This is a genomic window from Pseudomonas sp. ZS1P83 (assembly GCF_054897825.1).
Genome location: NZ_CM142706.1, coordinates 3,241,551 through 3,267,786, shown reverse-complemented (window position 1 = coordinate 3,267,786; position 26,236 = coordinate 3,241,551). Strand labels below are relative to the sequence as shown.

Annotated in this window: 28 protein-coding genes; 20 read left to right on the top strand and 8 right to left on the bottom strand. The window is 59.0% G+C overall.

Annotated features, from left to right (window positions below; genetic code table 11):
- Positions 1 to 9 precede the first annotated feature (9 nt).
- From ACYZT0_RS15570 to ACYZT0_RS15520, 11 genes are all read left to right on the top strand, one after another.
- The gene (locus ACYZT0_RS15570; RefSeq protein ID WP_462041990.1) at positions 10 to 759 is read left to right on the top strand and encodes a phage minor tail protein L; all 750 of its coding nucleotides are present in this window, start codon (positions 10 to 12) and stop codon (positions 757 to 759) included.
- 2 nt (positions 760 to 761) lie between these two features.
- Entirely contained in the window at positions 762 to 1,517 is a 756-nt protein-coding gene (locus ACYZT0_RS15565; protein WP_462041989.1) for a C40 family peptidase, read from the top strand.
- Positions 1,518 to 1,550: 33 nt separating this feature from the next.
- Entirely contained in the window at positions 1,551 to 1,973 is a 423-nt protein-coding gene (locus tag ACYZT0_RS15560; protein ID WP_462041988.1) for a hypothetical protein, read from the top strand.
- Between the two features lie 43 nt (positions 1,974 to 2,016).
- On the top strand, positions 2,017 to 2,625 hold the full coding sequence (locus ACYZT0_RS15555) for a tail assembly protein (RefSeq protein WP_462041987.1): 609 nt from the start codon (positions 2,017 to 2,019) through the stop codon (positions 2,623 to 2,625).
- Positions 2,626 to 2,681: 56 nt separating this feature from the next.
- The gene (locus ACYZT0_RS15550; protein WP_462041986.1) at positions 2,682 to 6,260 is read left to right on the top strand and encodes a TipJ family phage tail tip protein; all 3,579 of its coding nucleotides are present in this window, start codon (positions 2,682 to 2,684) and stop codon (positions 6,258 to 6,260) included.
- 48 nt (positions 6,261 to 6,308) lie between these two features.
- On the top strand, positions 6,309 to 6,617 hold the full coding sequence (locus tag ACYZT0_RS15545; protein ID WP_462041985.1) for a hypothetical protein: 309 nt from the start codon (positions 6,309 to 6,311) through the stop codon (positions 6,615 to 6,617).
- Entirely contained in the window at positions 6,614 to 7,273 is a 660-nt protein-coding gene (locus ACYZT0_RS15540) for a hypothetical protein (protein WP_462041984.1), read from the top strand. The genes ACYZT0_RS15545 and ACYZT0_RS15540 overlap by 4 nt, the downstream gene beginning before the upstream one ends.
- Positions 7,274 to 7,311: 38 nt before the next feature.
- Positions 7,312 to 8,508, top strand: coding sequence for a phage tail protein (locus tag ACYZT0_RS15535; RefSeq protein ID WP_462041983.1), 1,197 nt, complete (start codon positions 7,312 to 7,314; stop codon positions 8,506 to 8,508).
- 383 nt (positions 8,509 to 8,891) lie between these two features.
- On the top strand, positions 8,892 to 9,221 hold the full coding sequence (locus ACYZT0_RS15530) for a phage tail protein (protein WP_462046581.1): 330 nt from the start codon (positions 8,892 to 8,894) through the stop codon (positions 9,219 to 9,221).
- A 60-nt stretch (positions 9,222 to 9,281) separates the two neighbouring features.
- The gene (locus ACYZT0_RS15525) at positions 9,282 to 9,707 is read left to right on the top strand and encodes a cell wall hydrolase (protein ID WP_462041982.1); all 426 of its coding nucleotides are present in this window, start codon (positions 9,282 to 9,284) and stop codon (positions 9,705 to 9,707) included.
- An 81-nt stretch (positions 9,708 to 9,788) separates the two neighbouring features.
- A complete protein-coding gene (locus ACYZT0_RS15520; RefSeq protein ID WP_462041981.1) occupies positions 9,789 to 10,088 on the top strand; it encodes a hypothetical protein in 300 nt (99 codons plus the stop codon).
- 251 nt (positions 10,089 to 10,339) lie between these two features.
- Here ACYZT0_RS15520 and ACYZT0_RS15515 read toward each other — a convergent pair whose 3' ends face one another.
- The 3 genes from ACYZT0_RS15515 to ACYZT0_RS15505 form a co-directional block, all read right to left on the bottom strand.
- Positions 10,340 to 10,897 (bottom strand): Smr/MutS family protein, encoded by a 558-nt coding sequence (locus tag ACYZT0_RS15515; protein WP_007898817.1) that lies wholly within the window; start codon positions 10,895 to 10,897, stop codon positions 10,340 to 10,342.
- Positions 10,898 to 10,973: 76 nt separating this feature from the next.
- Positions 10,974 to 11,294, bottom strand: a complete 321-nt coding sequence (locus tag ACYZT0_RS15510) for a hypothetical protein (RefSeq protein ID WP_462041980.1) — start codon at positions 11,292 to 11,294, stop codon at positions 10,974 to 10,976.
- A gap of 131 nt (positions 11,295 to 11,425) precedes the next feature.
- Positions 11,426 to 12,016, bottom strand: coding sequence for a cysteine hydrolase family protein (locus tag ACYZT0_RS15505; RefSeq protein WP_462041979.1), 591 nt, complete (start codon positions 12,014 to 12,016; stop codon positions 11,426 to 11,428).
- A 239-nt stretch (positions 12,017 to 12,255) separates the two neighbouring features.
- Between ACYZT0_RS15505 and prmB the strand changes: the two genes are divergently transcribed.
- Complete coding sequence (gene prmB / locus ACYZT0_RS15500) at positions 12,256 to 13,164, top strand: 50S ribosomal protein L3 N(5)-glutamine methyltransferase (protein WP_462041978.1); 909 nt, start codon at positions 12,256 to 12,258, stop codon at positions 13,162 to 13,164.
- Positions 13,165 to 13,279: 115 nt separating this feature from the next.
- Here prmB and ACYZT0_RS15495 read toward each other — a convergent pair whose 3' ends face one another.
- Positions 13,280 to 14,071 carry a hypothetical protein gene (locus tag ACYZT0_RS15495; RefSeq protein WP_462041977.1) on the bottom strand — a complete coding sequence of 264 codons (792 nt, stop codon included), beginning with the start codon at positions 14,069 to 14,071 and terminating at the stop codon, positions 13,280 to 13,282.
- A 94-nt stretch (positions 14,072 to 14,165) separates the two neighbouring features.
- Positions 14,166 to 15,176, bottom strand: coding sequence for an alpha/beta hydrolase (locus ACYZT0_RS15490; protein ID WP_462041976.1), 1,011 nt, complete (start codon positions 15,174 to 15,176; stop codon positions 14,166 to 14,168).
- A gap of 83 nt (positions 15,177 to 15,259) precedes the next feature.
- Here ACYZT0_RS15490 and aroC point away from each other — a divergent pair, with 83 nt between their 5' ends.
- Genes aroC through mtnC form a run of 5 tightly spaced genes read left to right on the top strand, consistent with a single transcriptional unit; the run spans position 15,260 to position 19,423 of the window.
- Positions 15,260 to 16,351, top strand: a complete 1,092-nt coding sequence (gene aroC, locus ACYZT0_RS15485; RefSeq protein ID WP_462041975.1) for a chorismate synthase — start codon at positions 15,260 to 15,262, stop codon at positions 16,349 to 16,351.
- Positions 16,352 to 16,385: 34 nt separating this feature from the next.
- Complete coding sequence (locus tag ACYZT0_RS15480) at positions 16,386 to 17,531, top strand: MFS transporter (RefSeq protein WP_462041974.1); 1,146 nt, start codon at positions 16,386 to 16,388, stop codon at positions 17,529 to 17,531.
- Positions 17,528 to 18,154 carry a methylthioribulose 1-phosphate dehydratase gene (locus ACYZT0_RS15475; RefSeq protein ID WP_462041973.1) on the top strand — a complete coding sequence of 209 codons (627 nt, stop codon included), beginning with the start codon at positions 17,528 to 17,530 and terminating at the stop codon, positions 18,152 to 18,154. The genes ACYZT0_RS15480 and ACYZT0_RS15475 overlap by 4 nt, the downstream gene beginning before the upstream one ends.
- Before the next feature lie 35 nt (positions 18,155 to 18,189).
- Positions 18,190 to 18,735 carry a 1,2-dihydroxy-3-keto-5-methylthiopentene dioxygenase gene (locus tag ACYZT0_RS15470; protein WP_462041972.1) on the top strand — a complete coding sequence of 182 codons (546 nt, stop codon included), beginning with the start codon at positions 18,190 to 18,192 and terminating at the stop codon, positions 18,733 to 18,735.
- A gap of 4 nt (positions 18,736 to 18,739) precedes the next feature.
- Positions 18,740 to 19,423, top strand: a complete 684-nt coding sequence (gene mtnC, locus ACYZT0_RS15465; RefSeq protein WP_462041971.1) for an acireductone synthase — start codon at positions 18,740 to 18,742, stop codon at positions 19,421 to 19,423.
- Positions 19,424 to 19,626: 203 nt separating this feature from the next.
- Here the strand turns inward: mtnC and ACYZT0_RS15460 are convergent, their stop codons facing one another.
- A complete protein-coding gene (locus tag ACYZT0_RS15460) occupies positions 19,627 to 19,905 on the bottom strand; it encodes a DUF3509 domain-containing protein (protein WP_008146103.1) in 279 nt (92 codons plus the stop codon).
- A 343-nt stretch (positions 19,906 to 20,248) separates the two neighbouring features.
- On the opposite strand from ACYZT0_RS15460, the gene ACYZT0_RS15455 reads away from it, so the two are divergent.
- Together ACYZT0_RS15455 and ACYZT0_RS15450 are read left to right on the top strand one after the other, a co-directional pair.
- Entirely contained in the window at positions 20,249 to 22,087 is a 1,839-nt protein-coding gene (locus ACYZT0_RS15455) for a long-chain-acyl-CoA synthetase (RefSeq protein ID WP_462041970.1), read from the top strand.
- Positions 22,088 to 22,197: 110 nt separating this feature from the next.
- Positions 22,198 to 22,716 (top strand): ankyrin repeat domain-containing protein, encoded by a 519-nt coding sequence (locus ACYZT0_RS15450; protein WP_462041969.1) that lies wholly within the window; start codon positions 22,198 to 22,200, stop codon positions 22,714 to 22,716.
- A 208-nt stretch (positions 22,717 to 22,924) separates the two neighbouring features.
- On the opposite strand, the gene ACYZT0_RS15445 is transcribed toward ACYZT0_RS15450, so the two are convergent.
- Together ACYZT0_RS15445 and xthA are read right to left on the bottom strand one after the other, a co-directional pair.
- On the bottom strand, positions 22,925 to 24,265 hold the full coding sequence (locus ACYZT0_RS15445) for a substrate-binding domain-containing protein (RefSeq protein WP_462041968.1): 1,341 nt from the start codon (positions 24,263 to 24,265) through the stop codon (positions 22,925 to 22,927).
- Between the two features lie 201 nt (positions 24,266 to 24,466).
- Positions 24,467 to 25,279 carry an exodeoxyribonuclease III gene (xthA, locus tag ACYZT0_RS15440; RefSeq protein ID WP_462041967.1) on the bottom strand — a complete coding sequence of 271 codons (813 nt, stop codon included), beginning with the start codon at positions 25,277 to 25,279 and terminating at the stop codon, positions 24,467 to 24,469.
- 247 nt (positions 25,280 to 25,526) lie between these two features.
- Here xthA and ACYZT0_RS15435 point away from each other — a divergent pair, with 247 nt between their 5' ends.
- A complete protein-coding gene (locus ACYZT0_RS15435) occupies positions 25,527 to 26,177 on the top strand; it encodes a GNAT family N-acetyltransferase (protein WP_462041966.1) in 651 nt (216 codons plus the stop codon).
- The last annotated feature ends 59 nt before the right edge of the window (positions 26,178 to 26,236 follow it).

Here is a 26,236-nt window from a genome sequence, read left to right as displayed (position 1 = left end):
GGGGCATTCATGCCGCTGATCAGTGATATCCAGGTCCTCGAGCCTGGCAGCGAAGTGCTGCTCTTTGAATTGGATGGCACTGACTATGGCGCGGACGTTTTGCGCTTTCACGGCCATTCGATCCCACATACGCCGGCCGAGATCATCGCCGCCGGCGCTGATGCCGACCAACTCCCCGCGAAAGCGATGTGGTGGCAGGGTAATGAGTACGGTGCATGGCCCATGCAGATTGACGGCATTGAGGCTAATGGCGACGGCACCGCGGTAAGGCCAACGCTGTCAGTCGGCAACGTCAACGGGCGGATCACCGCCCTGTGCTTGGCGTTCGACGATCTGCTCGAGTTCAAGCTGACCATGCGCCACACGCTGGGAACGTACCTGGATGCGCAGAACTTCCCGGACGGCAATCCAACAGCAGACCCAACGCAAGAGACGATCGAGGTCTGGTACATAGACCAGAAGACGAACGAGGACGGAGAGTTGGTCAGTTGGGAGCTGGCCAGCCCTGGTGACGTCGGCGGTGAATCCATCGGCCGGCAGGCGACCACTTTGTGCCACTGGTGTCTCACCGGCGGCTATCGGGGGCCGAACTGTGGCTACACCGGCGGGTACGTCACGAAGGACGGCGTGCCCACGGATAACCCCGAACTGGATGAGTGCGACGCCACGCTGGGCAGAGGTTGCATCCCGCGCTTCGGTGAGGGCAACCCGCTGCCGTTTGGTGGCTTCCCCGCCGTTTCGCTAATCGCTCGGAGTTGACCATGCGCAAGCACATCTTGAATGCGATCCAGGCTCATGCAGCAGCCGAGTACCCAAAAGAGTGCTGCGGCGTCTTGCTTGGCATCGGCCGCAAGCAGCAGTACTACCCGTGCCGGAACATATCGACCGAACCGAACGAAGAGTTTCGAATCGATCCGGAGGAGTACGCCGCGGCGGAGGATATAGGCGAAGTGATCGGCATCATTCATTCGCATCCAGACGCCACCAGCAGACCTTCGCCGCGCGACCTTGCGATGTGCGAGGCGACTGCGATGCCGTGGCATATTCTCAGCTGGCCCGAGAGCGACTTGCGGACCGTGATGCCTACTGGCGATGTCCCTTTGCTGAAGCGACCATTCGTGCACGGCGCCTGGGACTGCTGGCAGGTCTGCGCCGATTGGTACAAACGCGAGTGGGGGCTGGAGTTCGAAGCCTTCAAGCGCGCTGATGGTTGGTGGGAGAGCAAAGTTAACGCCAGTCTGTACGAGGCGAACTACGAGGCCGCCGGCTTCTACAAGGTCGATCAGCCGCAGCGCGGTGACATGATCGTGATGGAAGTGGGGCGGACGGTTTACCCGAACCATGCCGGGATATTTCTCGGCACTGATCCGACACTGCTAGATGAGGATTCGGCAACCTTCGGCCCAGGCCCGTTCCTGCTGCACCACTTGTACGGTCGGCCGAGCGAGATCATCGTCTTCGGTGGCCCGTGGTTACAGCGCACCCGCCTGGTGCTGCGTCATCGCGATGCGCAGTGATATGGTTGGCGCCTATCCACAGGAGTGAACCGCATGAAATTGTTCATTGGAGCGCTGGCTGTTGCGTTGCTGGCTGGTTGTGCGACCTCGCCCACACCTTCGAGCCAGGCTATGCAAGCCCCGCCAGGCCAACTTACTGCCTATCAGAGCAAGCCCTCCGGAGCATTCGGCGAGCTGCAGGTTATTCGTGACTCTGGACACACCGGCAGCATGTGCTCAATGGCCGTATTTATTGACGGGAAGCAAGCGGCAAGACTGGATGCCGGTCAAAAAGCGTCGTTCTACCTTCCTCCAGACACCATCTCGGTAGGGGCTGCATACACCGGCTCAGGCATCTGTTCGATGGGGACTGAGCGCGTCGAGCGTGAGGCTGTCGTGAAAGATGGTGCCGTAAAGAAATATAGAGTCTTAACTGGCGGCGACGGGCAGATAGATATCCTTCCCACAACGCTTTGAACATGACCGCCTTCGGGCGGTTTTTTATTGGTTGGAGAAAACTATGGCGCTAGCTATCCAGTACACGCCCACTACAAAAGTGATGCTCTCGGGGTCGTTGTCCAAGAAGTTCTTTCGCAGCAAGCCCTACCTTTTGGATGGCGGATCTGGAGCTGAAGTTCTTCGAGCGCTCAACGCCACGGTAGACGGTTTTGCGGATGAGATTAAACGCCTCGAGCGCCTCGGGATGACATTTGCGATTTTTCGAAATCGAAAGAACGTTGGCATTGATGGTCTTGACCTGGGTGGTACCAGAGAAATCAGGATCGTCCCTGTTATTAGCGGTAGCAAGCGCGCGGGAAGCTTTCAGACGATCATCGGGTCGGTTCTTATCGCTGCCGCCTTTGTGCTGTCATTCACTCCTTTCGCGGCCGCATCCCCGTTTCTGTACCAGGTAGGCGCAGCGATGGTTATTGGTGGTGTTATCCAGATGCTAAGCCCGCAAGCGGGTGGCCTCAGACAAAGCGCATCCCCTGAGAACTCCCCGTCGTATGCCTTCGGCAGCGCCAAGAACACCACCGCCAGCGGCAACCCGGTACCGATTTGCATCGGCGAACGCCGGTGGGGCGGCATGATCATTTCCGCATCGATTCTCGCCGAAGACAAAGCGTAAACCGCACGCAGCAAGCAGGCCGCCATAAGGCGGTTTTTTTTCGCCTGGAGGAAAGCATGGGCGCAGTACAGAAGATCGATATCCACGGCGAGAAGGGCGGCAGCAGCAAGCCGAAGTCGCCGTCCGAAGCCAGCGATAGCCTGCGCTCGACCAACCTGGCCAAGCTGCTGATCGCGGTGGGTGAGGGCGAGTTCGACGAAGTCCCAACCGATTACGACATTTATCTGGACAACACCCCGATCCGGGATGCGAGCGGCAACTACAACTTTCCCAATGTGAAGTGGGACTGGCGCTCGGGCTCTGTCGATCAGACCTATATCCCGGGGATTCCCTCGGTCGAGAACGAAACCTCGCTCAATGTGGAGTTGCGCAGCGACTCGCCATGGGTTCGCTCGATCAGCAACATTCAGCTTTCAGCCGTGCGTGTTCGCTTGGCATGGCCTGCGCTGCAGCGTCAGGATGACGAAGGCAACATTGGCGGCTACCGCATCGATTACGCGATAGATGTGGCCACCGACGGCGGTGCCTATCAGCAGGCGCTGGTCGACGCTGTGGACGGCAAGACCACTACCCGATACGAGCGCTCGCCGCGCATCAACCTGCCGGACGCCACCACCGGCTGGCAGATCCGTGTCCGCCGCCTGACGCCGAACCAGAACAGCAACAAGATCGCTGACGCCATGTTGATTGCCGGCTACACCGAGGTGATCGACGCAAAGCTTCGCTACCCGAACACCGCGCTGCTCTACATCGAGTTCGACGCCGAGCAGTTCACCAACATTCCGGCCGTCACCGTGAAGTGCCGGGCGCGTCGCTGGCAGGTGCCGAGCAACTACGACCCGATCGCACGGACTTACACCGGCACTTGGGACGGCAGCATGAAGCAGGCCTGGACCAATAACCCGGCCTGGATCACGTACGGCGTTTGTACTGAAGATCGCTTCGGCCTGGGCAAGCGCATCAAGCCGTTCATGGTCGACAAGTGGGAGCTCTATCGGATTGCGCAATATGCCGACCAGTTGGTGCCGAATGGCCTTGGCGGCGTAGAGCCTCGCTTCCTGTGCGACATGAACCTGCAAGGTAAGGCTGATGCCTGGTCTCTGCTGCGCGATATCGCCGGCATTTATCGTGGCATGACTTACTGGGCTCAGGGCCAGTTGGTGATGCAAGCGGACATGCCGCGCGCGCAGGACTTCGACTACGTCTTCACCCGGGCGAACGTCATCGACGGCAAGTTCTCGTATGGCAGTGCCTCGGCCAAAACCCGGTATACGCGGGCGCTGGTCAGCTACGACAACCCGGCGAACAACTATGACACTGACGTCATCCCGTTTGCTGATCTGGATCTGCAGCGCCGCTTGGGCGACAAGCCAACCGAGCTGAGCGCCATCGGTTGCACGCGCGCGTCCGAGGCCCAGCGCCGTGGCAAGTGGGCGATTCTGAGCAACAATCAGGACCGCACCGTGTCGTTCAAAACCGGCATGGAGGGCGTGATTCCGCTTCCTGGTCACATCATCCCGATAGCGGATTCGCTGCTGGCGGGGCGCGAGGTGGGTGGGCGCATCTCTGCCGTGTCCGGCCGAGTCGTGACGCTGGACTGTGACACTCAAGCCAAGGCTGGTGATCGCTTGATCATCAACTTGCCGGGCGGGCGGGCCGAAGGTCGCACCGTGCAGAGCGTGAACGGCCGTGCTGTGACCGTCACCACTAATTACAGCGAGCCACCGCGTGCGCAGCTCCAGTGGGCATTGGACGCCGATGATCTGGCGATCCCGCTCTATCGCGTACTGCGGACTAAGCGGACGACTGAGGGCGACTTCGAAATCAGTGCGCTGCAGTACGACCCAAGCAAGTTCGCCTACATCGACACCGGCGCGCGACTGGAAGAGCGTCCGATCAGCGTGATTCCGATCACCGTCGTTCCGGCGCCGGCCAGCGTTACCGTAACGTCGAACTCGGTTGTGTCCCAGGGCATCGCCGTGGCCACCATGACCATCTCCTGGCCTGCGGTGAACGGCGCAGTCGGCTACGACGTCGAGTGGCGTAAGGACAGCGGGAACTGGATCAAGCTGCAGCGCACCGGGATGACCAGTGTTGACGTGGTGGGCATCTACGCCGGTGCATACGTGGCTCGTGTCCGCGCAATAAGCGCCTTCGACATCTCGTCGATCTGGCGCAACTCGATCCTGACCAACCTGAAGGGCAAGGAGGGTCTGCCGCCGGCGCTTAGCTATCTGACGGCGACACCGCTGCTGTTCGGCATCTACTTGAAGTGGGGCTTCCCGGCTGGTGCAGAGGACACGCAGCGGACAGAAATCTGGTACGGCCCGACGACCAGTTTGGAGCTATCAACCAAGCTGACAGACCTGTCGTACCCGCAAAGCGATTTCTCAATGCTGGGCTTGCGCGCTGGGGTGACGTTCTACTTCTGGGGGCGCCTGGTGGACCGCATCGGCAACATCGGTCCATGGTATCCGGTGGGTATGGGTGTGCAGGGCCAGTCGAGCGCCGATGCGTCCGCGATTCTGGCAATGATCGCCGGCAAGATCACCGAAACAGAGCTTGGCCAGGACCTGCTGGACGAGATCGAAAAGATTCCAGGACTTCAAACGCAGATCGATGCGCTGGATGAAAGCTACGACCCAGCCAAGACCTACATCAAGAATGCGATCGTGCGTTCCGGCCAGTTGCTCTATCAGGCCAAAGGCCCGGTTCCGATCGACAAGCCACCGCCGAACACCAGCTACTGGCTGGACGTGGGGCAGTCGGTCGAGACGGCTAACGGGCTGGCGCAGCAGGTAGCAACCAACACGGCTGACATCATCGAGATTGACGGCGAGGTCGCCGCGCAGGCCACGGCATTCCAGGCCCTGCGCGCCTCTTACCGGAACGACAACGGGGAAGGTGACCTGGCGGACGCCCTGAAAGGCTGGACCAGCACGGCAGCCATCGCGAAGGAAGAGAAGGTGCGGGCATCGGAAACCGAGGCAACAGCGCGCGAGCTGAAGACTTACGACGCGAAGATCACTTCCAACACCGACGGTATAACTCAGGTTGCCGCCAACGTAACCAGCCTCACCGAAGTGGTCGCCACGAACAACTCTGCAACTGCAACAAAGATTGATCAATTGAGTGCGTCTGTGGGCAGCAACACTGCCGCAATACAACAGACCTCAACCGCATTTGCGGATACAAACGGCAAGCTCTCAACTATGTGGTCGGTGAAGATGCAGGTCACTGCGGGAGGGCAATACATCGCAGCCGGCATCGGCTTGAGCATCGAGAACACCGGCGCCGGCCTGCAAAGCCAGTTCCTGGTGAGTGCCGATCGCTTCGCCATCGTCAACACGATCGCCGGCGGCGCCATCTCGGTTCCGTTTGCAGTGCAGGGTGGCCAGGTGTTCATGAACTCGGCGTTTATCGCTGACGGCACCATAACCAACGCTAAGATCGGAAGCTACATCAGCTCGACGAACTACATCGCCGGCCAGCAGGGATGGATTCTCAACAAGGACGGAACGCTGGAGATCAACGGCATCGTCCCAGGTCAGGGGCGGCTGGTGATCAACTCGCTGAACGTCTCGGTCTACGACGCCAACAATGTGCTGCGTGTGCGTCTCGGTTATTTGGGGTGAAAGATGGCTTATGGAATGCGGGTCTGGGACGGGAACGGCGGTCTCTCCATGGATACCAATACGTTCACCTACCAGGTTATTTGGCAGGGCGTGATCGACTTCAGTGGCGCCACGCCCAGTTACACGCTGAACATTCCGGGCTTCAACCCGGCCAACTGCGTGTTCATGATCATTCCGACAAGGGCGCAGGATGTGCAGTCATCCGAAACCGACGGGAGCGGGAACCAAAAGTCCTATCCGTTCGTCACGACGGCGGTGGGCCAGGTGGTTGTCAGAAGAAAAAATCCATCTGCAAGTGCTTCCACTATCGGCTCAACGGTTGCTGCCAAGGGCTACGCGATAAGGTACTCGACATGAGCTTTGGATTTCAGAGCATCAACGACACTGCATTTGTTCAGATTGACGCCGAGGCCCCCAGACTTTGCATGCTCACCAAGGGTGCGTATTCGGGGACTACCAATGCGTCAGGGGTGTTTGCCCGAGCAATTACAAGCCAGGACCCGCCGCTAGTGTTCATTCGCCCGGATCAGGGAGCGATTCAGGTTCCGATATCGGTGTGGTTTACCGGCGGGCCGGGAAACTGGACCGGGTTCACCATGAAAGCATCCAACGTCAACGCAACGTTAAGCGGCCAGTATTTCGTGGCCGCCTGGGCGTCCATGGGCACGGCAGCCTACGGTCTGCGGTTGTGGGATCAGAACGCGGCGCTGGTTTACGACAGTGGCGCTCCGGCAGTCGTCGTGACCTTCGCTGCCGGCAACTGGACTTACCTTGGCTCCGATGTCCTCACGGTGGGTCGACGGTATTTCTGGGGGATCAACAAGGTCCTCGGTGTAGGCGAGTATGTTTCCCTCAACCCCTTTGCAATGAACTGCCACAACGATGCAGCCGGAGGTGGTTGCGCGCTCGGTGTCGACTACGCAAACGGCCGCATCATGATGTACAGCCTCGCAACAACTGCTTGGACTGACCAAGGTCACCGTCCATTTCTCTGCGCCAAATTACTGGCCTGACTTCTTTCGCTCTGCACATATCTTTCTGGAGATACTCAATGCCCTGGTACAAATCAGGAACGGTCTCTGTCACCCAAAATTCCAATGCCGTGATCGGTACGGGTACCGCATTCATTGCCAACAGTCGGGTCGGTGACGCGTTCCGTGGGCCGGACGGCGGATGGTACGAAGTCACCAACATTGCCAGCGACACCGCGCTGTCAATCTCGCCGAACTACCAGGGTGTGACCAACGCTGCCGGCGTTTACGCACTGGCGCCGATGCAGGGATACGTCAAGGATTCAGCTGATGCGCTGCGAGCGCTGGTAAATCAGTTCGGCGCGCAGCTTGCGGCGCTGACCAACACCGACGGACTGTCAGAGGGCGCTACCAACAAGTACTTTACCGACGCCAGAGTTCGTAACGTTGCGCTTATGGGGTTTGTTACCACCGATGGGGCGCCAGTAGTTACTGCTGATACCGTTCTGGCCGGTCTTGGAAAGCTTCAGGCCCAAGTGACTGCTCGACTGCCGCTTGCTGGCGGGAAGATGACCGGCGCGATCAACGACGCCACTCCGGTGGCATTGGCTTCGGCAGCGACGGTGGACATTGGCGCGGCAGCATCCAACGTCATCACTATCAGTGGCACAACAGCAATTACCGGACTCGGTACTGTCGCGGCAGGGGCTCGGCGCACGGTGCGATTTACTGGCGCCCTGGTGCTGACCCACAACGCAACGTCACTGATTCTCCCAGGCGGGCTGAATATCGTCACCGCGCTGAACGACTCTGCTGAATTTATGAGTGTGGGTGGAGGAAACTGGATTTGCCTGCGTTACAACCTCGCAAATACCAAGCCGGCGGCCACTGTAGGAACGGTTTTGCAGTCTGGCGGACTACCTACGGGGGCAATTATCGAGACTGGTTCAAACGCTAATGGGTCATGGACCAAATGGGCGGATGGAACAATGATCTGCACCTATCGATTTGGGTTCAATGCAGGCACAAACGTAGCGGCCGGCGTGATCTTTTCGACGGCAACCACGCCCGGAAAGAACTTCCCACAAGCCTTTGTCGGAATTCCTGAGCTTGATGTTGGGGCTTACGCCATCGGCATTGCGGTAATTCCGTCGGCCCTCTCTGACACCGCTTCACCGGTGGCATGGCCGTCCATGCTGTGCTTTGGACCCTATAACACTGGATCGTCTTTCTTCCAGGGGATCTACAACTATGTGGCTATTGGGCGGTGGTTCTGATGAGAATTAAATTAAGTCCGCAGCGTCGTGACGACACATTGTCTGTTGTTCGAGCTGGTGATGCGCTTGAGGTGAATGGCGAGTTGTTCGACTTTTCACAGATGTCGGACGACGACACGCTACCGTGGGCTGCCATCAAATCGATCTGGTTTTCCGGAGATGTGGAGAAGGTTGCCGGCGAACTCACTCTGACGCTATTGCTGCCCAACCCGATCAACTTCAGCGCAGAGCAGGCTTTTCCAGTAGACCTGGTCGATGTCCCTAATGGCGCCGTCGTTTTCCCTGCGCCGCTTTCTGTCGAAGCGGGCGAGCAAGTCGCCATCGAGGTGACGCGTGAAATTTTACCCGGGCAAATCGACTGGTCGCAGCTGGTTACCAAGGCCATGAAGGCGGCCGCATTGCAGGCTGCGCAACTGGCCGAAGCAAAGGCAGAGCTCGCCACAAAGAATTCCAAGGCAGTCACTCAGATCGCCCGAGTTCATGATCGCGTCAACACTATCGGTTACGGCATCGATGCCGGCGAGGCTACCGAGGCAGACGTAGCCGAACAGGCTGCGCTGATCGTCAATCTGAAGGCCTGGAAATCGTATAAGTTCGCACTGGGCAAAGTCACCGCGCAGCCGACCTGGTACGCCGCGCCAATATGGCCAAGCGAGCCGACGGTTCCTGTGATCGTCGCCGACCCCGAAGCCCGGGAAGCTGATCTGACATAGCGCACCGAAATTGCATAACGCACCCGCCATCGAGCGGGATTTTTTTGCCTGGAGAAAAGCATGAGCGTCACTGAACAAGACCGAGACATCCTCGCGCGTACGCTGTGGGGTGAGGCCCGCGGTGAGTCCTTGGCCGGCCAGATCGCCGTAGCCTGGACGATCCGCAACCGCGTGAACGACGGCAAGGCCAAATCATGGTGGGGCGAAGGCTATGCCGGCGTGTGCCAGAAGCCGTACCAGTTCAGCTGCTGGAACAAGAACGACCCGAATTACGCCTACCTGATCGGGGCAATGCCCATCCCGTTCCGCGAGTTCGCTCAAGCGCAGATTGCCGCTGACCAGGTAATGGCCGGCAAGGTGGAAGATCCCACCGGCGGCGCTACGCACTACTACGCGTCCACTATGCCGAAGGCTCCGGACTGGGCGGCGAAGGCCAAGCAGACGCTGAAGCTCGGGCACCACGTATTCTTCAAGGATGTGCCTTGAAAGTGTGTCGTCTGTCAGTGGGACGTTGAGCGCGCCGTGGTTGATTGCGATACTGTTTATTTATACAGTATCGAGCGAGCCATGTACTTCCTTATTACGCGCATGAGAGAGAAGGGTGTCGCCAGGGAGTGGAAGGCAATCCGGCAGACGGTCGGCATTCGAGGTGACATCAACATCAGAAACCAGATGTGCGAGCAACTCAACCGGACAAGCGACATCGCCGAGATCCGTCCGGCAGGCATGCCGCTTGATGCGGTGCCGCTACTGCCGCTGATGGATGCCAGGTTGTCAGGGATGGCGACCAACGCTTTCACGTTGAGTGGCCTGGAAGAAATCGACGGCTGCCTGTATGCGCAGTCGTGGTGGTGCAGGGAGGTGTGATGGTTCGGCAGGACGCCGAGGGAGGGATGAAGCTTGTACCAATTTTTGTACCACTGACCGTGTAAAGCAGGTTAAAACCGGGTATTCCAAAGTAAGGAAGTGCCCGGTTTCATTGGCCCTGAGTACTTTGCCTTACCTCTTTAGAATCGCGGTGTAATTCTGTTCCAGGGACATGAAACTACCTGTGGGATTTTACGCAAAGGTCAAGGGTACGGTGGCGGACACGGCGCTGCAAGCGTGGCGCGACAGCTTTACTCGTCGCGGCCTTCCATCATGGTGCGTTTGAGCATCACATACACCGCGCCGGCGCCGCCGTGTTTCGGTTGGCACGAGGTGAAGCCGAGCACTTGGGAATGCTGACGCAGCCAAGTGTTAACGTGGCTTTTGATCATCGGCCGTTTGCCGTCCAGGCGCACGGCTTTGCCGTGGGTGACGCGCACGCAGCGGATTTCGAATTTGGTGGCTTCGGCGAGAAAGGCCCAGAGGGTTTCCCGGGCCTTTTCCACGTTCATGCCATGGAGGTCGAGGCTGCCTTCGAACGGAATCTGTCCGATCTTGAGCTTGCGCATCTGGCTTTCCTGAACGCCGTCACGCGCCCACATCAGCTCGTCTTCCGGGCCAACATCAATCACGAACTGATCGGACAGTCCGTCAACGGTGGTGGCATCGGTGCGCACGGTGGCGGCCTGGCGCAGTTTGGCGATTTGTGCGCGATCAGCTTTGGGTTTACCGGTTTCGGCGCGATCGTGTTTGATCGGCTTGACGCCTTGTATCGCGCTTTTGAACAGGGAAAAATCGTCGTCTTGCATGTCAGCCTCCGCGAAGGGCGGCCAGTTTACCCAACTCGAGACGGATCGGGGCGCGAGAACACGCAAAGCGTACGGCTCAGTCGTGTTTTTTCATCAAGTGCGGGGAGATGTTCAGCTCACGCGACTGACGCGAGCGACGACGGCAGCGACGCCATAGCCACACGCCGATGTACAGCACGAACAGGCCAACCGCCAGAATCACTGCCGAGCCGACCCGGTTAGTATTCAACTCACCCAAGGCGGGTGCGTGGCCGAGCAGGCTGGCAGCACCGGCCATCGCCAGCAACACACCGCACATCGACAGCAAGGCAGCAAATGCCGCGCCGATTCGAAAACGCCAGTTGCGTTGGCCTTTAGGCCGCAGGCGGCGTGCGTCAAAACCATCGGATAACTTCATTCCGACCTTCCTCAATGGGTATCGGCCCTTCGACCGGAAGTTGACCGGGATGTTCCTGAGGCTAAGACATTTACAGCAAATGATAGACTTTTGCGGATGAGCGGCGGTATGGACCGCTCATCGTACGTCGGTCAGATCAGCTCGTGAGTGAGCGCGAGGGTGGCGAAGTTGTCCGCCATGATCGCCATTTCGGTCTGCTGAACGTGGTCTGCGCTCAATACGCCGCCCTTGTAAGGCAGGTCGCGAGTCGCGCAGGCGTCTTCCACCAACGTGCAACGAAAGCCCAGGTTCTTCGCGGCGCGCACCGTGGTGCTGACGCTGGAGTGGCTCATAAAACCGCACACGATCAGGTCCAGCGAACCGAGTTTCTGCAGGCGTTCCAGCAGTTCGGTGCCGTGGAACGCACTCGGCAGCAATTTACCGATGATGGTTTCGTCGCTCTTTGGTTCAAGCCCCGGGATGAACTCACCGCGCTCGCCCTGTGGATCGAACAGCCCTCCGACGGTGCCGAGGTGGCGGACATGAACAATCGGCCGGCCGGCTGCACGGGCAGCGGCCACCAGTTGCTTGATGTTCGCGACGGCAGCATCCATGCCGCTCAGGGCCAGCGGGCCGCTGAGGTATTCTTTCTGAGCATCGATGATAATGAGGGTCGCTTGGCTCAGTTTGGCCGCCGGGTAACCGCGACCGCTAAGTTGAAACATCGTTTGTGAAACGGACATTCTGGGGCTCCTTTGAGTGGGGCTTTTGCGACATTGTCCTCTGGCTGAGCGCTTCTGTGAATCGCTACCATCGTAGGCACCGCCGTTGCTGGCTTGCAGCCTTGTCAAGATCCTTGTTTTGTTCAATAGCCAACCGAAAAAATGGATAGGTCCTACATCTGATCCGGCGTTTTTCCTGCGTCGTCGGGAAGCGTTTTGGCTGTTAGAATTGCCAGTCGTTTTTTCTGGAGTTTAGCCCCGTGATCACTTCCCGACTTCGTACCCTGCGTGACCATATCCGTTGGGCCGTCAGCCGCTTCCATGGGGAGGATCTGTTTTTCGGCCATGGGACCGACAACGCCTGGGACGAAGCTCGTCAACTGGTGTTGGGTGCCTTGCACTTGCCGTGGGAAATTGCCGACAGCTATCTGGACTGCAATCTGGAGGACGATGAGCTGGTCAATCTGCAACGCTTGCTCAAGCGTCGCATCGAAGAGCGCATTCCTACCGCTTACCTGTTGGGTGAGGCCTGGTTCTGTGGCATGTCGTTCATCGTCGATGAGCGGGTGCTGATCCCGCGTTCACCGATTGGCGAACTGATCGAAAAACGCTTCGCGCCGTGGCTGGGCACCGACCCTGCGCGGATTCTTGATCTGTGCACCGGTTCCGGCTGCATCGGTATCGCCTGTGCTTACGAGTTCCAGAATGCAGAAGTGGTGCTGGCCGACCTGTCGTTCGAAGCGCTGGAAGTGGCCAACCAGAACATCGAGCGTCATGGCGTCGATGAGCGGGTGTACACGGTTCAGGGCGATGGCTTTGATGGCTTGCCGGGTCAACGTTTCGACCTGATCGTGTCGAACCCGCCCTACGTCGATGCGGAAGATTTCGCGGACATGCCGGACGAGTACCAGCACGAGCCGGAACTGGGCCTGGCCTGCGGTGATGATGGTTTGAACCTGGTACGCCGGATGCTCGCCGAAGCGGCGGATCACCTGACTGAGAAGGGTTTGCTGATTGTCGAAGTGGGCAATAGCCAGGTTCACGTTGAAGCGCTGTACCCGGAAGTCGACTTCGCCTGGCTCGATTTCGAGCGCGGTGGGCATGGGGTGTTCATGTTGACGGCGGAGCAGTGCCGCAATCATCAGACGGTGTTCGCTTCCCGCGTCTGACTGAACTGGCTTCTGTGGCGAGGGGATTTATCCCCGTTGGACTGCGCAGCAGTCCCTCTTTTTTGGGGCCGCTTCGCAGTCCAACGGGGATAAATCCCCTCGCCACAAAAAGCCGTTAACGGTGCGTCGCAATCCAGATCAACAGCCCGGCCTGAAACACCGCAAACGCCACCAGGCAGGAAATGGTAAAGCGCAGCCCGGCGTCTTCGCGCTTGTACTTGCTGACCTTTTCTTCGTGCTTCTTGAGTTTGACTTCCTGCTCGGCCAGATTTTGCTCGGCTTGCTGGAGCATTTGCGCCGCTTCAAGAATTTCCACGACCTGCAATTTTTCCGTGTTCCAGTCAGCCAGCAGGTCGCCGACCTGTACTTCTTTGACGCTGCCCTTCAAATGCTGCGGGTCGGCATAGACCACATCGAAACCGTGCATCCGCAAAAAGTGATCGCGACGCAGGCGAGTGTCTTCGTTCAGCGCGTCCTTGTTGTTCAGGTCGCTGCCGTCGACGGTGTAGCCGGGCCAGCGTTTTTTCGCCCAGGTAATGCCCTGGGCCGCCATGTAACGCCCGATGCCACGGTTCATCGGCTCGATCTGCAAACCGCTGTCAGGCCCGAAGTGCACACGCTTGGTGGTGTGATCGACCCAGACATCCAGATGATTCTGTTCCTTACGCACCCGCTGGCCCGGCAGCGAGAGGGTCATGCGCATCAGGCTGTGTTCCTTGCTGTTGCGCTCGGCGTAACCGAACTCGACAAAGCGCAGTGGCCGCCCACCGGTGTTGCGGTCGGTCTGCAACGGCGCCAGGCGGAGCATCTTGTGGTGCTCGACGTGGACGTCCGCCCACGGCAGCTCGACCGCTGGCGGTGCGTCTTTTTCAGCGGTGGTGTCGGGTGAAGTCGGGGTATCAGTCATAACGGCGATTCCTGTCCAAGCGCTTGCCGCCAGTCATATCGCTGGCGACAAAGGCTTATCGGCCGTTTTTTTCAGGACTAGAGGGTAACAGCGCTCAACGGGTGTGAAGTCCGTCAATAAACTCGATGATTCGCGCGCCCAATTCCGCTGCCAGCGGTAAATTCGGGTCTTTGTAGGACGCCAATTGCCGTTTCACATCGTTGGGCACGATGCGCATCACGTGGTTCATGCCTTCGATCACCGCCAGTGTGGCGTCAGGTTTGGCGGCCTTCAGCGCCTTGGCATCGCCGACACCGACTTGAATGTCGTGACTGCCCTGGACGATCAGCGCCGGCATCTTCAAGCGGGCGAAGGCGGCCGACGGATCCTGGCGAAACAGCGAAATCAGGTACGGCTGCACGCTCGGACGGAAAATCACCTGCAATTGCGGCGGGACGTTGTCGTCAGTGTGGCCGGCCTTGAGTCTGTCGAGCAGCTCGTTGCTGCGCAGCATCAGCGGCGGCGGCAGGCGATTGCTCAATTGCTGGCGCAGCACCTCATCCACCGGCCGGGCGCTCCCGGACAGGGAAATCACGCCCGCCGCTTCGGCACTCGGCGCCGCCAGTGTGGCAATCAACGCGCCTTCGCTGTGCCCGAGCAAAATCAGTTGGCCAAAGCGCGGATCGGTTTTGAGCTTCTGACCCCAGGCCTCGGCGTCGGCCACATAGGCTTCAACCGACAGATTGCGTTCGTCGGGGGTCGCCGCAAGGCTAGCCGCCACACCGCGTTTGTCATAGCGCACGCTGGCGATGTTGTGTTTGGCCAGTACCCAAGCGAGACGCTTGAGGCTGTCGTTGCGTCCGCCGTCGGGGTTGTTGCCGTCACGATCCGTAGGACCGGAGCCGGAAATGATCAGGACAACCGGTACCGGCGTGTCGGACTTGGGTAGCAATAACGAGCCGAAAAGCTCGCCGCTACCGGTGTCCAAAGTGATGGGACGTTGCAGGACTGTGGCCTGGGCTACATTGGAGAGCAGGCCGGTAAACAGGGTAAGGCTCAAGGCTAGAACTCGCAGCATCATCACGCCATCATGAACAAGATGCCGGTTGGACTCGCAGGCACCCATAAGGTTCGAGGATGAACTACTTGGGTAGCCTGCGTATACTGGCGCGCATTACGTATTCAGGTTCATTTCACGGAGCGTCCTGCATGTCCGGCAATACCTACGGCAAGCTGTTCACTGTCACCACCGCGGGCGAAAGCCATGGTCCGGCGTTGGTCGCCATTGTCGACGGCTGCCCGCCGGGCCTGGAGATCTCTCTGGAGGATCTGCAGCGTGACCTGGATCGCCGCAAACCCGGTACCAGCCGCCACACCACCCAGCGCCAGGAAGCCGACGAAGTCGAAATCCTCTCCGGCGTGTTCGAAGGGCGCACCACCGGTTGCTCCATCGGCCTGTTGATCCGCAACACTGACCAGAAGTCCAAGGACTACTCAGCGATCAAGGATCTGTTCCGCCCGGCCCACGCCGACTACACCTACCACCACAAATACGGCGAACGCGATTACCGCGGCGGCGGTCGCAGTTCGGCCCGTGAAACCGCCATGCGCGTGGCCGCCGGTGCGATTGCGAAGAAATACCTGGCCACTCAGGGCATCGTCATTCGTGGCTACATGAGCCAGCTCGGCCCGATCGAAATCCCGTTCAAGACCTGGGATTCGGTGGAAGAGAACGCCTTCTTCAGCCCTGATCCGGACAAAGTACCGGAGCTGGAAGCCTATATGGACCAGTTGCGCCGTGACCAGGATTCGGTCGGCGCGAAGATCACCGTGGTCGCTGAAGGCGTGATGCCGGGCCTCGGCGAGCCGATCTTCGACCGCCTCGACGCCGAACTGGCCCACGCGCTGATGAGCATCAACGCGGTCAAAGGCGTGGAAATCGGCGCCGGTTTCGCCAGCGTCGCCCAGCGCGGCACTGAACACCGCGATGAGATGACGCCGGAAGGTTTCCTCAGCAACAACGCGGGCGGGATTCTCGGTGGCATTTCGTCGGGTCAGCCAATCGTCGCGCACCTAGCGCTCAAGCCAACCTCGAGTATCACCACGCCGGGCCGTTCCATCGACATCCATGGCAACCCGGTAGACGTCATCACCAAGGGCCGTCACGACCCGTGCGTCGGTATCCGTGCCACGCCGATTGCCGAAGCGATGATGGCCATCGTGCTGATGGATCACCTGCTGCGTCACCGAGGGCAGAACCTGGACGTGCACGTGAGCACGCCGGTGTTGGGTCAGCTTTAATGACTGACCTCACAGCCGCTGCGGTTTGACGACTGTGGCGGCGCTCCCGTACTGGCGGCTTTCCAGTTTCTATCTGTTCTATTTCGCCTTGCTCGGTTCGACAGCGCCGTTTCTGGCGCTGTACTTCGATCATCTGGGCTTTTCCAGCGCGCGCATCGGCGAGCTGGTGGCGATCCCGATGCTGATGCGCTGCGTGGCGCCGAACATCTGGGGCTGGCTCGGTGATTACACCGGCCGACGCTTGGCCATTGTGCGCTTTGGCGCGGTCTGCACGCTGCTGACGTTCTCGCTGATCTTCGTCAGCAAGACCTACGCCTGGCTGGCGATGGTCATGGCCTTGCACGCGTTCTTCTGGCACGCGGTGTTGCCGCAATTCGAAGTCATCACGTTGGCGCACTTGCAGGGCCAGACTCACCGTTACAGCCAGATCCGCCTGTGGGGTTCCATCGGTTTCATCATCACCGTGGTCGCACTCGGCAGGTTGTTCGAAGGGTTGAGCCTGGATATCTATCCGGTGGCGCTGGTGCTGATCATGGCCGGGATCGTGGTCAGCAGCCTGTGGGTGCCCAACGCTCAACCGATCCAGGGTGAGCGACCGGCGGGGGACGGTTTTCTCAAGCAGTTGCGCAGTCCAGGGGTACTGGCGTTTTACGGCTGCGTGGCGCTGATGCAGATGAGCCACGGTCCTTATTACACCTTTCTGACCTTGCACCTGGAGCGACTCGGTTACAGCCGTGGGCTGATCGGCATGCTCTGGGCGGTTGGCGTGGTGGCCGAAGTCTTGATGTTTCTGGCCATGAGCAAGATCCTCGCGTGTTTCTCCGTGCGTCGGGTGTTGCTGGCGAGTTTTCTGCTGGCGGCGTTGCGTTGGTTGTTGCTCGGTTCGTTCGCTGAATTTCTTTGGGTGCTGTTATTTGCCCAGGTTCTGCACGCGGCGACTTTTGGTAGTTTTCACGCGGCTGCCATCCAGTTCGTCCAACGTAGCTTCGGCGCGCGCCAACAAGGGCAGGGCCAGGCGTTGTACGCCGCACTGGCCGGCACCGGCGGCGCACTGGGCGCGTTGTATTCCGGCTACAGCTGGAATGCACTCGGCGCCACATTGACCTTTAGTATTGCCAGTCTCGCAGCCCTGGCAGCTGCCGTTATCATTGCCACTCGTATGCAAGAGGACAGGCCATGAGCGTTACCCGTGAACACCTTGCTCAGGAAATCATCGATGCCGGTCGTTTTCTGTATGGCCGCGGCTGGTCGCCGGCCACCAGCAGCAATTATTCGACGCGCCTGTCGCCGACTGAAGCGCTGCTGACGGTGTCCGGCAAGCATAAAGGTCAACTCGGTGTCGACGATGTGCTGGCCACCGACCTGTCGGGCAATAGCCTGGAACCGGGCAAAAAGCCGTCCGCCGAAACCCTGCTGCACACTCAGCTCTACAACTGGCGCCCGGAGATCGGCGCGGTGCTGCACACGCATTCGGTGAACGCCACGGTGCTGTCGCGCCTGACGCCGGAAGATTTCATCGAGTTTGAAGGCTACGAACTGCAAAAAGCCTTCAGCGGTGTGTCGACTCACGAATCCCGAGTACGTGTGCCGATTTTCGATAACGACCAGGACATTGTGCGCCTCGCCGCCAAGGTGCAGCCTTGGCTCCAGGCCCATCCCGATTGCGTCGGCTACCTGCTCCGCGGCCACGGCCTCTACACCTGGGGCGCGCGCATGAGCGATGCGCTGCGGCAGATCGAAGCCTTTGAATTTTTGTTCGAGTGCGAGTTGAAGACTCGCTCGGTTTTTTACCATAAAGCATGAACCGTAAAGGCATGAACCGTTAAGGAGTTGCCCTGATGAGCAGCCTGTCCGTTTACCACGTCTCAAGCCCTGACTTGCCAAACAAGGTGCTGACGCATTTCGAAGACATCGCCTCCACCCTGGCCGAACAGGGCGTGCGCTTCGACCGTTGGCAAGCCACGGCGAAGATCCAGCCCGGCGCGAGCCAGGAAGAAGTGATTGCCGCGTACCAGGAGCAAATCGACACGCTGATGACCGAATGTGGTTACATCACCGTCGATGTGATCAGCCTGAACAGCGATCACCCGCAAAAAGCCGAATTTCGCGCCAAGTTTCTTGACGAACATCGCCATGGCGAAGACGAAGTACGATTTTTCGTCGCCGGCCGTGGCTTGTTCACCCTGCACATCGACGAATACGCCTACGCGGTGCTTTGCGAGAAAAACGACCTGATCTCGGTACCGGCCGGCACCCCACACTGGTTTGACATGGGCGAGCATCCACATTTCGTCGCGATCCGTCTGTTCAACAACCCCGAAGGCTGGGTGGCCAACTTCACCGGCGAAGACATCGCCAGCCGCTTCCCGCGTCTCGAGGACTGAGCCCATGCCGATCAAAGCGATTCTCACCGACATCGAAGGCACCACCAGTGCGGTGAGTTTTGTGTTCGACGTGCTGTTTCCGTACGCCGCCAACCACCTGCCGGATTTCGTTCGCCAGCACGACGAGCGTGCGGATGTAGCCGAGCAACTGCACGCCGTTCGCCGGGACAACAACGAGCCGAACGCTGACGTCGAACGGGTCATCGACATTCTTCTGGGCTGGATCTCCGAAGACCGCAAAGCGACGCCACTCAAAGCGTTGCAAGGCATGGTCTGGGAACAGGGCTATCAGGCCGGACAGTTGAAAGGCCACGTTTACCCGGACGCCGTTGAAGCGCTCAAACGCTGGCATCAGGACGGCTTCAAACTGTTTGTTTACTCTTCGGGATCGATTCAGGCGCAAAAACTGATTTTCGGCTGCTCGCAGGCGGGTGACCTGTCGCCGCTATTCAGCGGCTATTTCGACACCACCTCGGGGCCCAAGCGTGAAGCGCAGTCCTACGAGCGCATTACCCAGGCCATTGGCCTGGACGCTTCGCAGATTCTGTTTCTGTCCGACATCGTGGAGGAACTGGACGCGGCGCGCACGGCGGGAATGGCGACGTGCGGGCTGGCCCGTGAAGGCGTGGAGCTGGCGGGGCATGTGACGGTGGACAGTTTTGCGCGGATCGATCCTTCCACTTTTTAAGATCAAGGCACATAACCTGTAGGAGCCGAGCTTGCTCGCGAAGGCGGCGTGTCAGCCGATTCAAATGTTGACTGACACGCCGCCTTCGCGGGCAAGCCTCGCTCCTACATGGATTGCGCGACTGCAGAAACGTCTCAGGCCGTGAAGCGAAAGCGCTCACGGCCTGTTTGTTTGTAGCGCGTTTATTTATACAACCGCAGGATTTACACCGAGTGATAGGTCGGCAGGGCAAACCGCTGCTGGCTTTGCAGCATGGAGATCTGCGGCAGTTCGCTGGCCTGTTCGGCAATGTCACGGCGAATGGCGCTGATTACCCAGGACAACTGATCACCGGCATGCAATTGCTGGTAAGAAATCGAACGTTTGAAGACTTTGCCGTCGGTGCTGCTCAAGGTCAGCAGAATGCCACCGTCGGGACGTGGCTGGGTGGTCACTTCGAAGTTGGAGAACAGGGACGAAAATTTTTCTTGGATCAGGTTCATGTCTATCAGCTCCGTTAGCTCTTGAATGGCAAGCATGCAGAGGTAGTTGCAGTGATTGTGCCAGCACCTGATTTTTTAAAAGCCTTTATAAATCAATAAGTTAGTTTTCAGCTTATTTTTTGCTTTCGTGCAATCTGCATGAATGGCCATCGTGCATCCTGCATTTTGCGTGGTCGACATCGATTCGATGGAACCAATTACCCGGCGCGAGCTCACGATTTCGAATGCCGCAGTCGTGGATACAAATCATTTCAAAAACCGCGTGTACAGTTCAGGAACCGCTGACGTATTTTCGGCCTCAATCAACGCCGCCCGATAATAAAAAGATCGACCGGGAGCAACCATGAGCCGCACGCCGAACGACACGATTACCTGGGGCATGATGCTCCGCAAGCTGCCTTCCATTGCCAAGGCCATTCCTCGAGTGGTGAAGGGCATGAAAGTCGCCAACGTCAAGGACCCAACCCAACCGTGTGGCCTGGGCTGGTGCTTCGAGCAAGCGACGTTGCGCAATCCAAACGGCCCGGCATTGCTGCAGGGCGAGAGGGCGCTGACTTATGCTCAGGTCAACCAGTGGGCGAACCGCATTGCCCATCATCTGATTGCCCAAGGCATCCGAAAGGGCGATGGGGTGGCGATCTTTATCGAAAATCGCCCGGAACTGTTGGTGACGATTCTGGCGGTGGCCAAGGTCGGCGCGATCAGTGCTTTGCTCAATACCTCGCAAACCCGCGATACCCTGGCTCACAGCCTGAACCTTGTAGCGCCCGCGGCAATCATTGTCGGAGAAGAACTGGTTCCGGCGTTTTTGGCGGTGCGCGAACGGGTGTCGATCGAGGCGGCGCGCACCTGGTTCGTCGCCGATCAAGACACCTTCACTCAACCGGGCATTGCGCCCGACGGGTTCATTAACCTGATGACGGCCAGTTCCGACGCATCCAGCGACAATCCTGACAGCAGCCAACAGATTTTCTTCGACGACCCTTGTTTCTATATCTACACCTCGGGCACTACCGGCTTGCCCAAGGCCGGGGTGTTCAAGCACGGCCGCTGGATGCGCAGCTGCGCAAGCTTCGGGCTGATCGCATTGGATATGCGCCCGGAGGATGTCGTCTATTGCACCTTGCCGCTCTATCACGCCACCGGGCTGTGCGTGTGCTGGGGCTCGGCGATCAGCGGCGCCTCGGGCTTTGCCATTCGCCGAAAGTTCAGCGCCAGTCAATTCTGGAACGATGTGCGCCAGTACCGCGCGACCACCCTCGGTTACGTCGGCGAGTTGTGCCGCTACCTCGTAGATCAACCGCCCAGCACCGACGACAGCAAGCACGGCGTGACGAAGATGATTGGCAATGGCCTGCGCCCCGGCGCGTGGGGCGAGTTCAAGACGCGATTCGGGGTGAACCATATTTGCGAGCTGTACGCCGCCAGTGACGGCAATATCGGCTTCACCAACATCCTGAACTTTGATAACACCGTCGGTTTTTCCCTGATGTCATGGGAGTTGGCCGCCTACGACCACGACAGCGGCGCGCCGATTCGGGATGCCAAGGGTTTCATGCGCAAGGTTGCCAAAGGCGAGAATGGGCTGTTGCTGGCGAAGATTGACGACAAGGCGCCGCTCGACGGTTACACCGATCCGCAGAAGACCGAAAAAGTTGTGCTCCACGACGTGTTCGAGAAGGGCGATCGCTATTTCAATACCGGTGACCTGCTGCGCAACATCGGTTTTGGCCATGCTCAGTTTGTTGACCGTTTGGGTGACACCTACCGTTGGAAGGGCGAAAACGTCTCGACCACCGAAGTCGAAAACATCCTTCTGCAACACCCGACTATTTCCGAGGCCGTGGCCTACGGTGTGGAGATCCAGAACACCAACGGGCGTGCCGGGATGGCAGCGATCACCCCCGCCGAATCCCTGGCAACCCTGGATTTCAGTGAGTTGCTGGCTTTCGCCCGTGAGCAATTACCCGCTTATGCGGTGCCTTTATTCCTGCGAGTGAAAGTGAAAATGGAGACCACCGGGACCTTCAAATACCAGAAGACTCGCCTCAAGGATGAAGCCTTCGACCCCGGAAAAACCGGCGACGATCCAATCTATGCCTGGCTGCCGGGGACCCAGACTTATGTGCAGGTTACTCCGCAGTTGCTGGCGGATATTCACGGCGGCGCTTTTCGTTATTGAATGCAGCGCTATTGAATGTGGCTATGGTGGTCCATGAGAAAAAAGAAGTGACAGCCTCGGGGCTGCTCGGGAAACTGTCGCTTTGCGAATAACAGAAAGTGGAGTCCCCAATGTCAGACCAAAGCCGCCAGATGACCCCTGAAGAAGCCGCTGAATTTGCCGAACAGGTATTCAACAAAGCGCGCGAGGGCGATGCGGCCATGATGGCTGCGCTGTTGACCAAGGGCCTGCCGCCGAACCTGCGCAACCACAAGGGCGATACCTTGCTGATGCTGGCGGCGTACCACGGCCATGTGGAGACGGTAAAAGTCCTGCTCGAACACAAGGCCGACCCGGAAATCCGCAACGACAACGGCCAGAGCCCGATTGCCGGTGCGGCGTTCAAGGGGGATCTGGCGGTGGTCAAGGCACTGGTCGAAGGCGGCGCGCAAGTGGAAGGCTCGTCCTTCGATGGCCGTACCGCGCTGATGATGGCGGCGATGTTCAATCGCGTCGAAATCGTCAACTATCTGATCAGCAAAGGCGCCGACCCGAAAGCCAAGGACGCCAACGGCGTCTGCGCGCTTGATGCCGCGAAAACGATGGGCGCGGTGGACACCACGGCGCAGCTTGAGAAATTGCTTGGCTAACGGCTCAAGGAATTCTTGAGGCAAACGAAAAACCTGTGGCGAGGGGATTTATCCCCGTTGGGTGGCGCAGCCACCCCATTACAGTCACCTATGCTTCTCAGGAAGACCGCGTTAACCGGATTGACGACTGCTTCGCAGCCGAACGGGGTGGTGCGGCATTCCGATAAATCACCTCGCCACAGTGTGGTCGGCCTGAATCAGGCGGGCCTCAATACACCCAAACCTCAACCCGCCGATTCTTGATTCGCCCCTCATCCGCGCTATTGGCCGCCACTGGCATCTCGGCGCCAAAACCACGAATCTCGCGAAATACCACGCCGCTTTTCACCAGTTCCCGCCGCACCGCCATGGCTCGCAGTTTCGACAGCAGATCGGCCCGGGCCGGATCACTCTTGGCATCGCCAAACCCCACCAGCGTCACCTGGCGATTGGTTTTGTCACGCTGCTTTATATAGTCAAGCACCCGCGACAGGTCCTGCCGGGCCTTGTTGTCCAGCGTCGCACTGCCTTCTTCGAAACGGAAATTCACTGTCAGTCGCTGGGCGTGACGGCTGAGCGCCTGGTAACCCTCCGGCATCAACGCATTCGGCGTGACAGTCATGGCCTGGACGGTCTGGGCGATAAAACCATTGGCGGCGACAATCGCCTGGCCCTTGCTGCTTTGGGCGAACGCCACCAATGCTTCTGCCCAGTGATTCTTCCCATCGGGGGGCAGGTAAAAGAACAACCGGCGGGATAACGGATAGTCTTCCGTGGCAATCAGACTGTTGAGCGGCAACATGGCTTGGGATTGGCCATCGGCAATCGCCACGGCTTTGGCCTGACGCACATAAGGCAGGCCGATGAAGCCAATGCCTTGCGGGTCGAGGCTGACCGCGTCGGACAATTGCTCGCTGGATTCGAAACGTTTCGCAGCGCTACTCAGCGTTTTCCCACGACGGCTGAGAACCAATTCCTTGAACGTGTCGTAGGTGCCCGATTGGTCATCCCGCGCATAGAGATGAATCGTCCCACCGGTACCGCCGAGTTCTTCCCAGGTTTTCGCCTCGCCGCTGAAGATTCGCGCCAGTTGTTCGGTGTTCAGTTCACTCAACGGATTTTGCGGATGGAGGATGATCGCCAGGCCATCGATGGCGATGACCTGCTCGGCGCCGGGGCTTTTAAAGTCGCCCAAGGGTTTGAGGTCCACCCTTTCGCTGTCCTTGATCGGGCGCGAGGAGGCGGCAAGATCGGCAGTGGCGGTTTTCAGGGCGGTGAAACCGGTGCTGGAACCGTGGGCTGCGACGTCCACCACGACCCGGCGGCCCTGAACGGTTTCGCCGACGACGCGCAGTTCGTTGGCTTTGTCCGAGGCCTCGCTGTGAACCTTGAGCAGACCCCGTTCGCGCATCAACCCCTCAACCAGCGCCGGCCCCAATGCCGCGCCGATGGTATTGGAGCCCTGGATGCGCAGCACCGGGCCAGTCGCGAGCGTCGGCAAATCGCCAGCCGAAGCCGTCAGCGGCAGCCAGGCGCACAGCATCAACAGGAACAACACGCGCAGCGTCATGCCGGCACCTTACTAAAGCCAAAGGGAGTGCCGGGAGAATAAGTCAGTAAGATTTCTGAAAGATGACAGTCTCTAATGATCGTTCCCACGCTCTGCGTGGGAATGCCGCCAGGGACGCTCCGCGTTCCGCTTTTGAATGTGACGCAGAGCGTCACGGGATGCATTCTCACGCAGAGCGTGGGGACGATCAGTGCAACCGGATCAGCTCAGCTCAAGCCAGATCGGCGCGTGATCCGACGGCTTTTCCATCCCGCGCAGTTCGTAATCCACCCCGGCATCCTTCACCCGTGGCAACAACCCGTGGGACGCCATGATCAAGTCAATCCGCAGCCCGCGCTTGGGCTCATCCTCAAAACCGCGGCTACGGTAGTCGAACCAGCTGAAACGGTCGGTCACCTGCGGGTTCAAGTGACGGAAGCTGTCCACCAGGCCCCAGTTTTTCAAACGGGCCATCCACTCGCGTTCTTCCGGCAGGAAGCTGCATTTGCCGGTTTTCAGCCAGCGCTTCATGTTGTCCGGGCCGATACCGATGTCGCAGTCTTGCGGGGAAATGTTCACGTCGCCCATCACCACCACCGGCTGATCGTTGCTGAACTGGCTTTCCAGCAGTTGCTGCAGATCGCTGTAAAAGCGTTCCTTGGCCGGGAACTTGGTGGGGTGATCGCGGCTTTCGCCCTGTGGGAAATAGCCGTTCATGATGGTCACCGGCACGCCATTGGCGTCGGCGAAAGTGCCCCAGATGAAGCGGCGCTGAGCATCTTCTTCATCGGTGACGAAACCTTTGTGCAGCGCGATAGGTTCCTGACGCGAGAGCAGGGCGACACCGTAGTGACCCTTTTGCCCGTGAAAATACACGTGATAACCCAGCGCCTGAACCTCGGCCAGCGGGAATTGGTCGTCGTGGACCTTGGTTTCCTGCAAGCCGATAACGTCAGGCTGATGCTTTTCGATCAGCGCCGCCAGCTGATGGGGGCGAGCGCGCAGCCCATTGATGTTGAAGGAGACGATCTTCATGGTCGGCAGTCCTGGCAAGGCAAAAGGGCGATGCTAGCTGACATGTAGGAATGGGGCCAGTGTTGGGTAAGGGGATTCACTGTGTTCTGTCAGATCTTCATTGGCAGCACTTGCCCGCGAAGGCGGCAGCTCAGTCGATGAAGATCTCGACTTGGTCTATACCTGTCTGGGGAACTGTGAAGCCACCCAAACGCTCGTACCAATAAGAGCGCAGTCATTTGAGCTGTGCCAGGGGAGAAATACCGTTATGCCTGAAACCTCGACCGTCATCGCCGATATTCACATGCTCGACAACGGTTATTCCCGCGAAGCGCGTTCGCTGTTGTATCAGGCTTACCGGCATGAGCCGACATTCGGCTACCTGTTCGAAGCGGAACGTCCCGGTTATGAACAGCGGGTCCGCGCGACCGTGCGCGAGCTGGTCAAACAACACTTTCTTCAGGACTTGCCGGCCATCGGCCTGCTGGTCAACGACCGGTTGATCGGCATCGCGCTGATCGCGCCGCCGCAACGTCGCCTGGGCATCACCGAAAGTTGGGCCTGGCGCTTGCGCATGGTGCTCAGCACCGGGTTCCGCTGCACCCGGAGCTATCTCGAGTATCACGATGCCGTAATGGCTTGCGTGCCGTCCGACTCGGTGCACCTGCTGCCGTTGCTGGGGGTTCATCCGCAATTCCAGGGCAAACACTTCGGCGAACAATTGCTGCAAGCGGTGCACAACTGGTGCGCGGTGGATGAGCACTCCGAGGGCGTGATTCTCGATACCGGGAATCCTCGTTACCTGGATTTCTATAAGCGTCAGGGTTATGAGGAAATCGGTGAGGTCGCCGTAGGACCGATTCGCGAGCACGTGTTTTTCCACGCCAACCCGCAGGTGTTACAAACAGCAACGGCATAAAGGTAGAACTTTCACGCCACGCCAGGCTCTATCACGCTCCCAAGCTCGTGATAGCATCC

What these genes read in the sequence shown, in the direction of transcription:
- ACYZT0_RS15525 (WP_462041982.1), top strand. Translation starts at nt 9,282, where the DNA reads ATGAGCGTCACTGAACAAGACCGAGACATCCTCGCGCGTACGCTGTGG.
- ACYZT0_RS15520 (WP_462041981.1), top strand. Translation starts at nt 9,789, where the DNA reads ATGTACTTCCTTATTACGCGCATGAGAGAGAAGGGTGTCGCCAGGGAG.
- ACYZT0_RS15530 (WP_462046581.1), top strand. Translation starts at nt 8,892, where the DNA reads ATGAAGGCGGCCGCATTGCAGGCTGCGCAACTGGCCGAAGCAAAGGCA.
- ACYZT0_RS15515 (WP_007898817.1), bottom strand. Translation starts at nt 10,897, where the DNA reads ATGCAAGACGACGATTTTTCCCTGTTCAAAAGCGCGATACAAGGCGTC.
- ACYZT0_RS15570 (WP_462041990.1), top strand. Translation starts at nt 10, where the DNA reads ATGCCGCTGATCAGTGATATCCAGGTCCTCGAGCCTGGCAGCGAAGTG.
- ACYZT0_RS15460 (WP_008146103.1), bottom strand. Translation starts at nt 19,905, where the DNA reads ATGAACCTGATCCAAGAAAAATTTTCGTCCCTGTTCTCCAACTTCGAA.
- xthA (WP_462041967.1), bottom strand. Translation starts at nt 25,279, where the DNA reads ATGAAGATCGTCTCCTTCAACATCAATGGGCTGCGCGCTCGCCCCCAT.
- ACYZT0_RS15560 (WP_462041988.1), top strand. Translation starts at nt 1,551, where the DNA reads ATGAAATTGTTCATTGGAGCGCTGGCTGTTGCGTTGCTGGCTGGTTGT.
- ACYZT0_RS15555 (WP_462041987.1), top strand. Translation starts at nt 2,017, where the DNA reads ATGGCGCTAGCTATCCAGTACACGCCCACTACAAAAGTGATGCTCTCG.
- ACYZT0_RS15455 (WP_462041970.1), top strand. Translation starts at nt 20,249, where the DNA reads ATGAGCCGCACGCCGAACGACACGATTACCTGGGGCATGATGCTCCGC.
- ACYZT0_RS15510 (WP_462041980.1), bottom strand. Translation starts at nt 11,294, where the DNA reads ATGAAGTTATCCGATGGTTTTGACGCACGCCGCCTGCGGCCTAAAGGC.
- ACYZT0_RS15535 (WP_462041983.1), top strand. Translation starts at nt 7,312, where the DNA reads ATGCCCTGGTACAAATCAGGAACGGTCTCTGTCACCCAAAATTCCAAT.
- mtnC (WP_462041971.1), top strand. Translation starts at nt 18,740, where the DNA reads ATGCCGATCAAAGCGATTCTCACCGACATCGAAGGCACCACCAGTGCG.
- ACYZT0_RS15495 (WP_462041977.1), bottom strand. Translation starts at nt 14,071, where the DNA reads ATGACTGATACCCCGACTTCACCCGACACCACCGCTGAAAAAGACGCA.
- ACYZT0_RS15475 (WP_462041973.1), top strand. Translation starts at nt 17,528, where the DNA reads ATGAGCGTTACCCGTGAACACCTTGCTCAGGAAATCATCGATGCCGGT.
- ACYZT0_RS15445 (WP_462041968.1), bottom strand. Translation starts at nt 24,265, where the DNA reads ATGACGCTGCGCGTGTTGTTCCTGTTGATGCTGTGCGCCTGGCTGCCG.
- ACYZT0_RS15550 (WP_462041986.1), top strand. Translation starts at nt 2,682, where the DNA reads ATGGGCGCAGTACAGAAGATCGATATCCACGGCGAGAAGGGCGGCAGC.
- ACYZT0_RS15565 (WP_462041989.1), top strand. Translation starts at nt 762, where the DNA reads ATGCGCAAGCACATCTTGAATGCGATCCAGGCTCATGCAGCAGCCGAG.
- ACYZT0_RS15540 (WP_462041984.1), top strand. Translation starts at nt 6,614, where the DNA reads ATGAGCTTTGGATTTCAGAGCATCAACGACACTGCATTTGTTCAGATT.
- aroC (WP_462041975.1), top strand. Translation starts at nt 15,260, where the DNA reads ATGTCCGGCAATACCTACGGCAAGCTGTTCACTGTCACCACCGCGGGC.
- ACYZT0_RS15490 (WP_462041976.1), bottom strand. Translation starts at nt 15,176, where the DNA reads ATGGGTGCCTGCGAGTCCAACCGGCATCTTGTTCATGATGGCGTGATG.
- ACYZT0_RS15470 (WP_462041972.1), top strand. Translation starts at nt 18,190, where the DNA reads ATGAGCAGCCTGTCCGTTTACCACGTCTCAAGCCCTGACTTGCCAAAC.
- ACYZT0_RS15545 (WP_462041985.1), top strand. Translation starts at nt 6,309, where the DNA reads ATGGATACCAATACGTTCACCTACCAGGTTATTTGGCAGGGCGTGATC.
- ACYZT0_RS15505 (WP_462041979.1), bottom strand. Translation starts at nt 12,016, where the DNA reads ATGTCCGTTTCACAAACGATGTTTCAACTTAGCGGTCGCGGTTACCCG.
- ACYZT0_RS15450 (WP_462041969.1), top strand. Translation starts at nt 22,198, where the DNA reads ATGTCAGACCAAAGCCGCCAGATGACCCCTGAAGAAGCCGCTGAATTT.
- ACYZT0_RS15435 (WP_462041966.1), top strand. Translation starts at nt 25,527, where the DNA reads ATGCCTGAAACCTCGACCGTCATCGCCGATATTCACATGCTCGACAAC.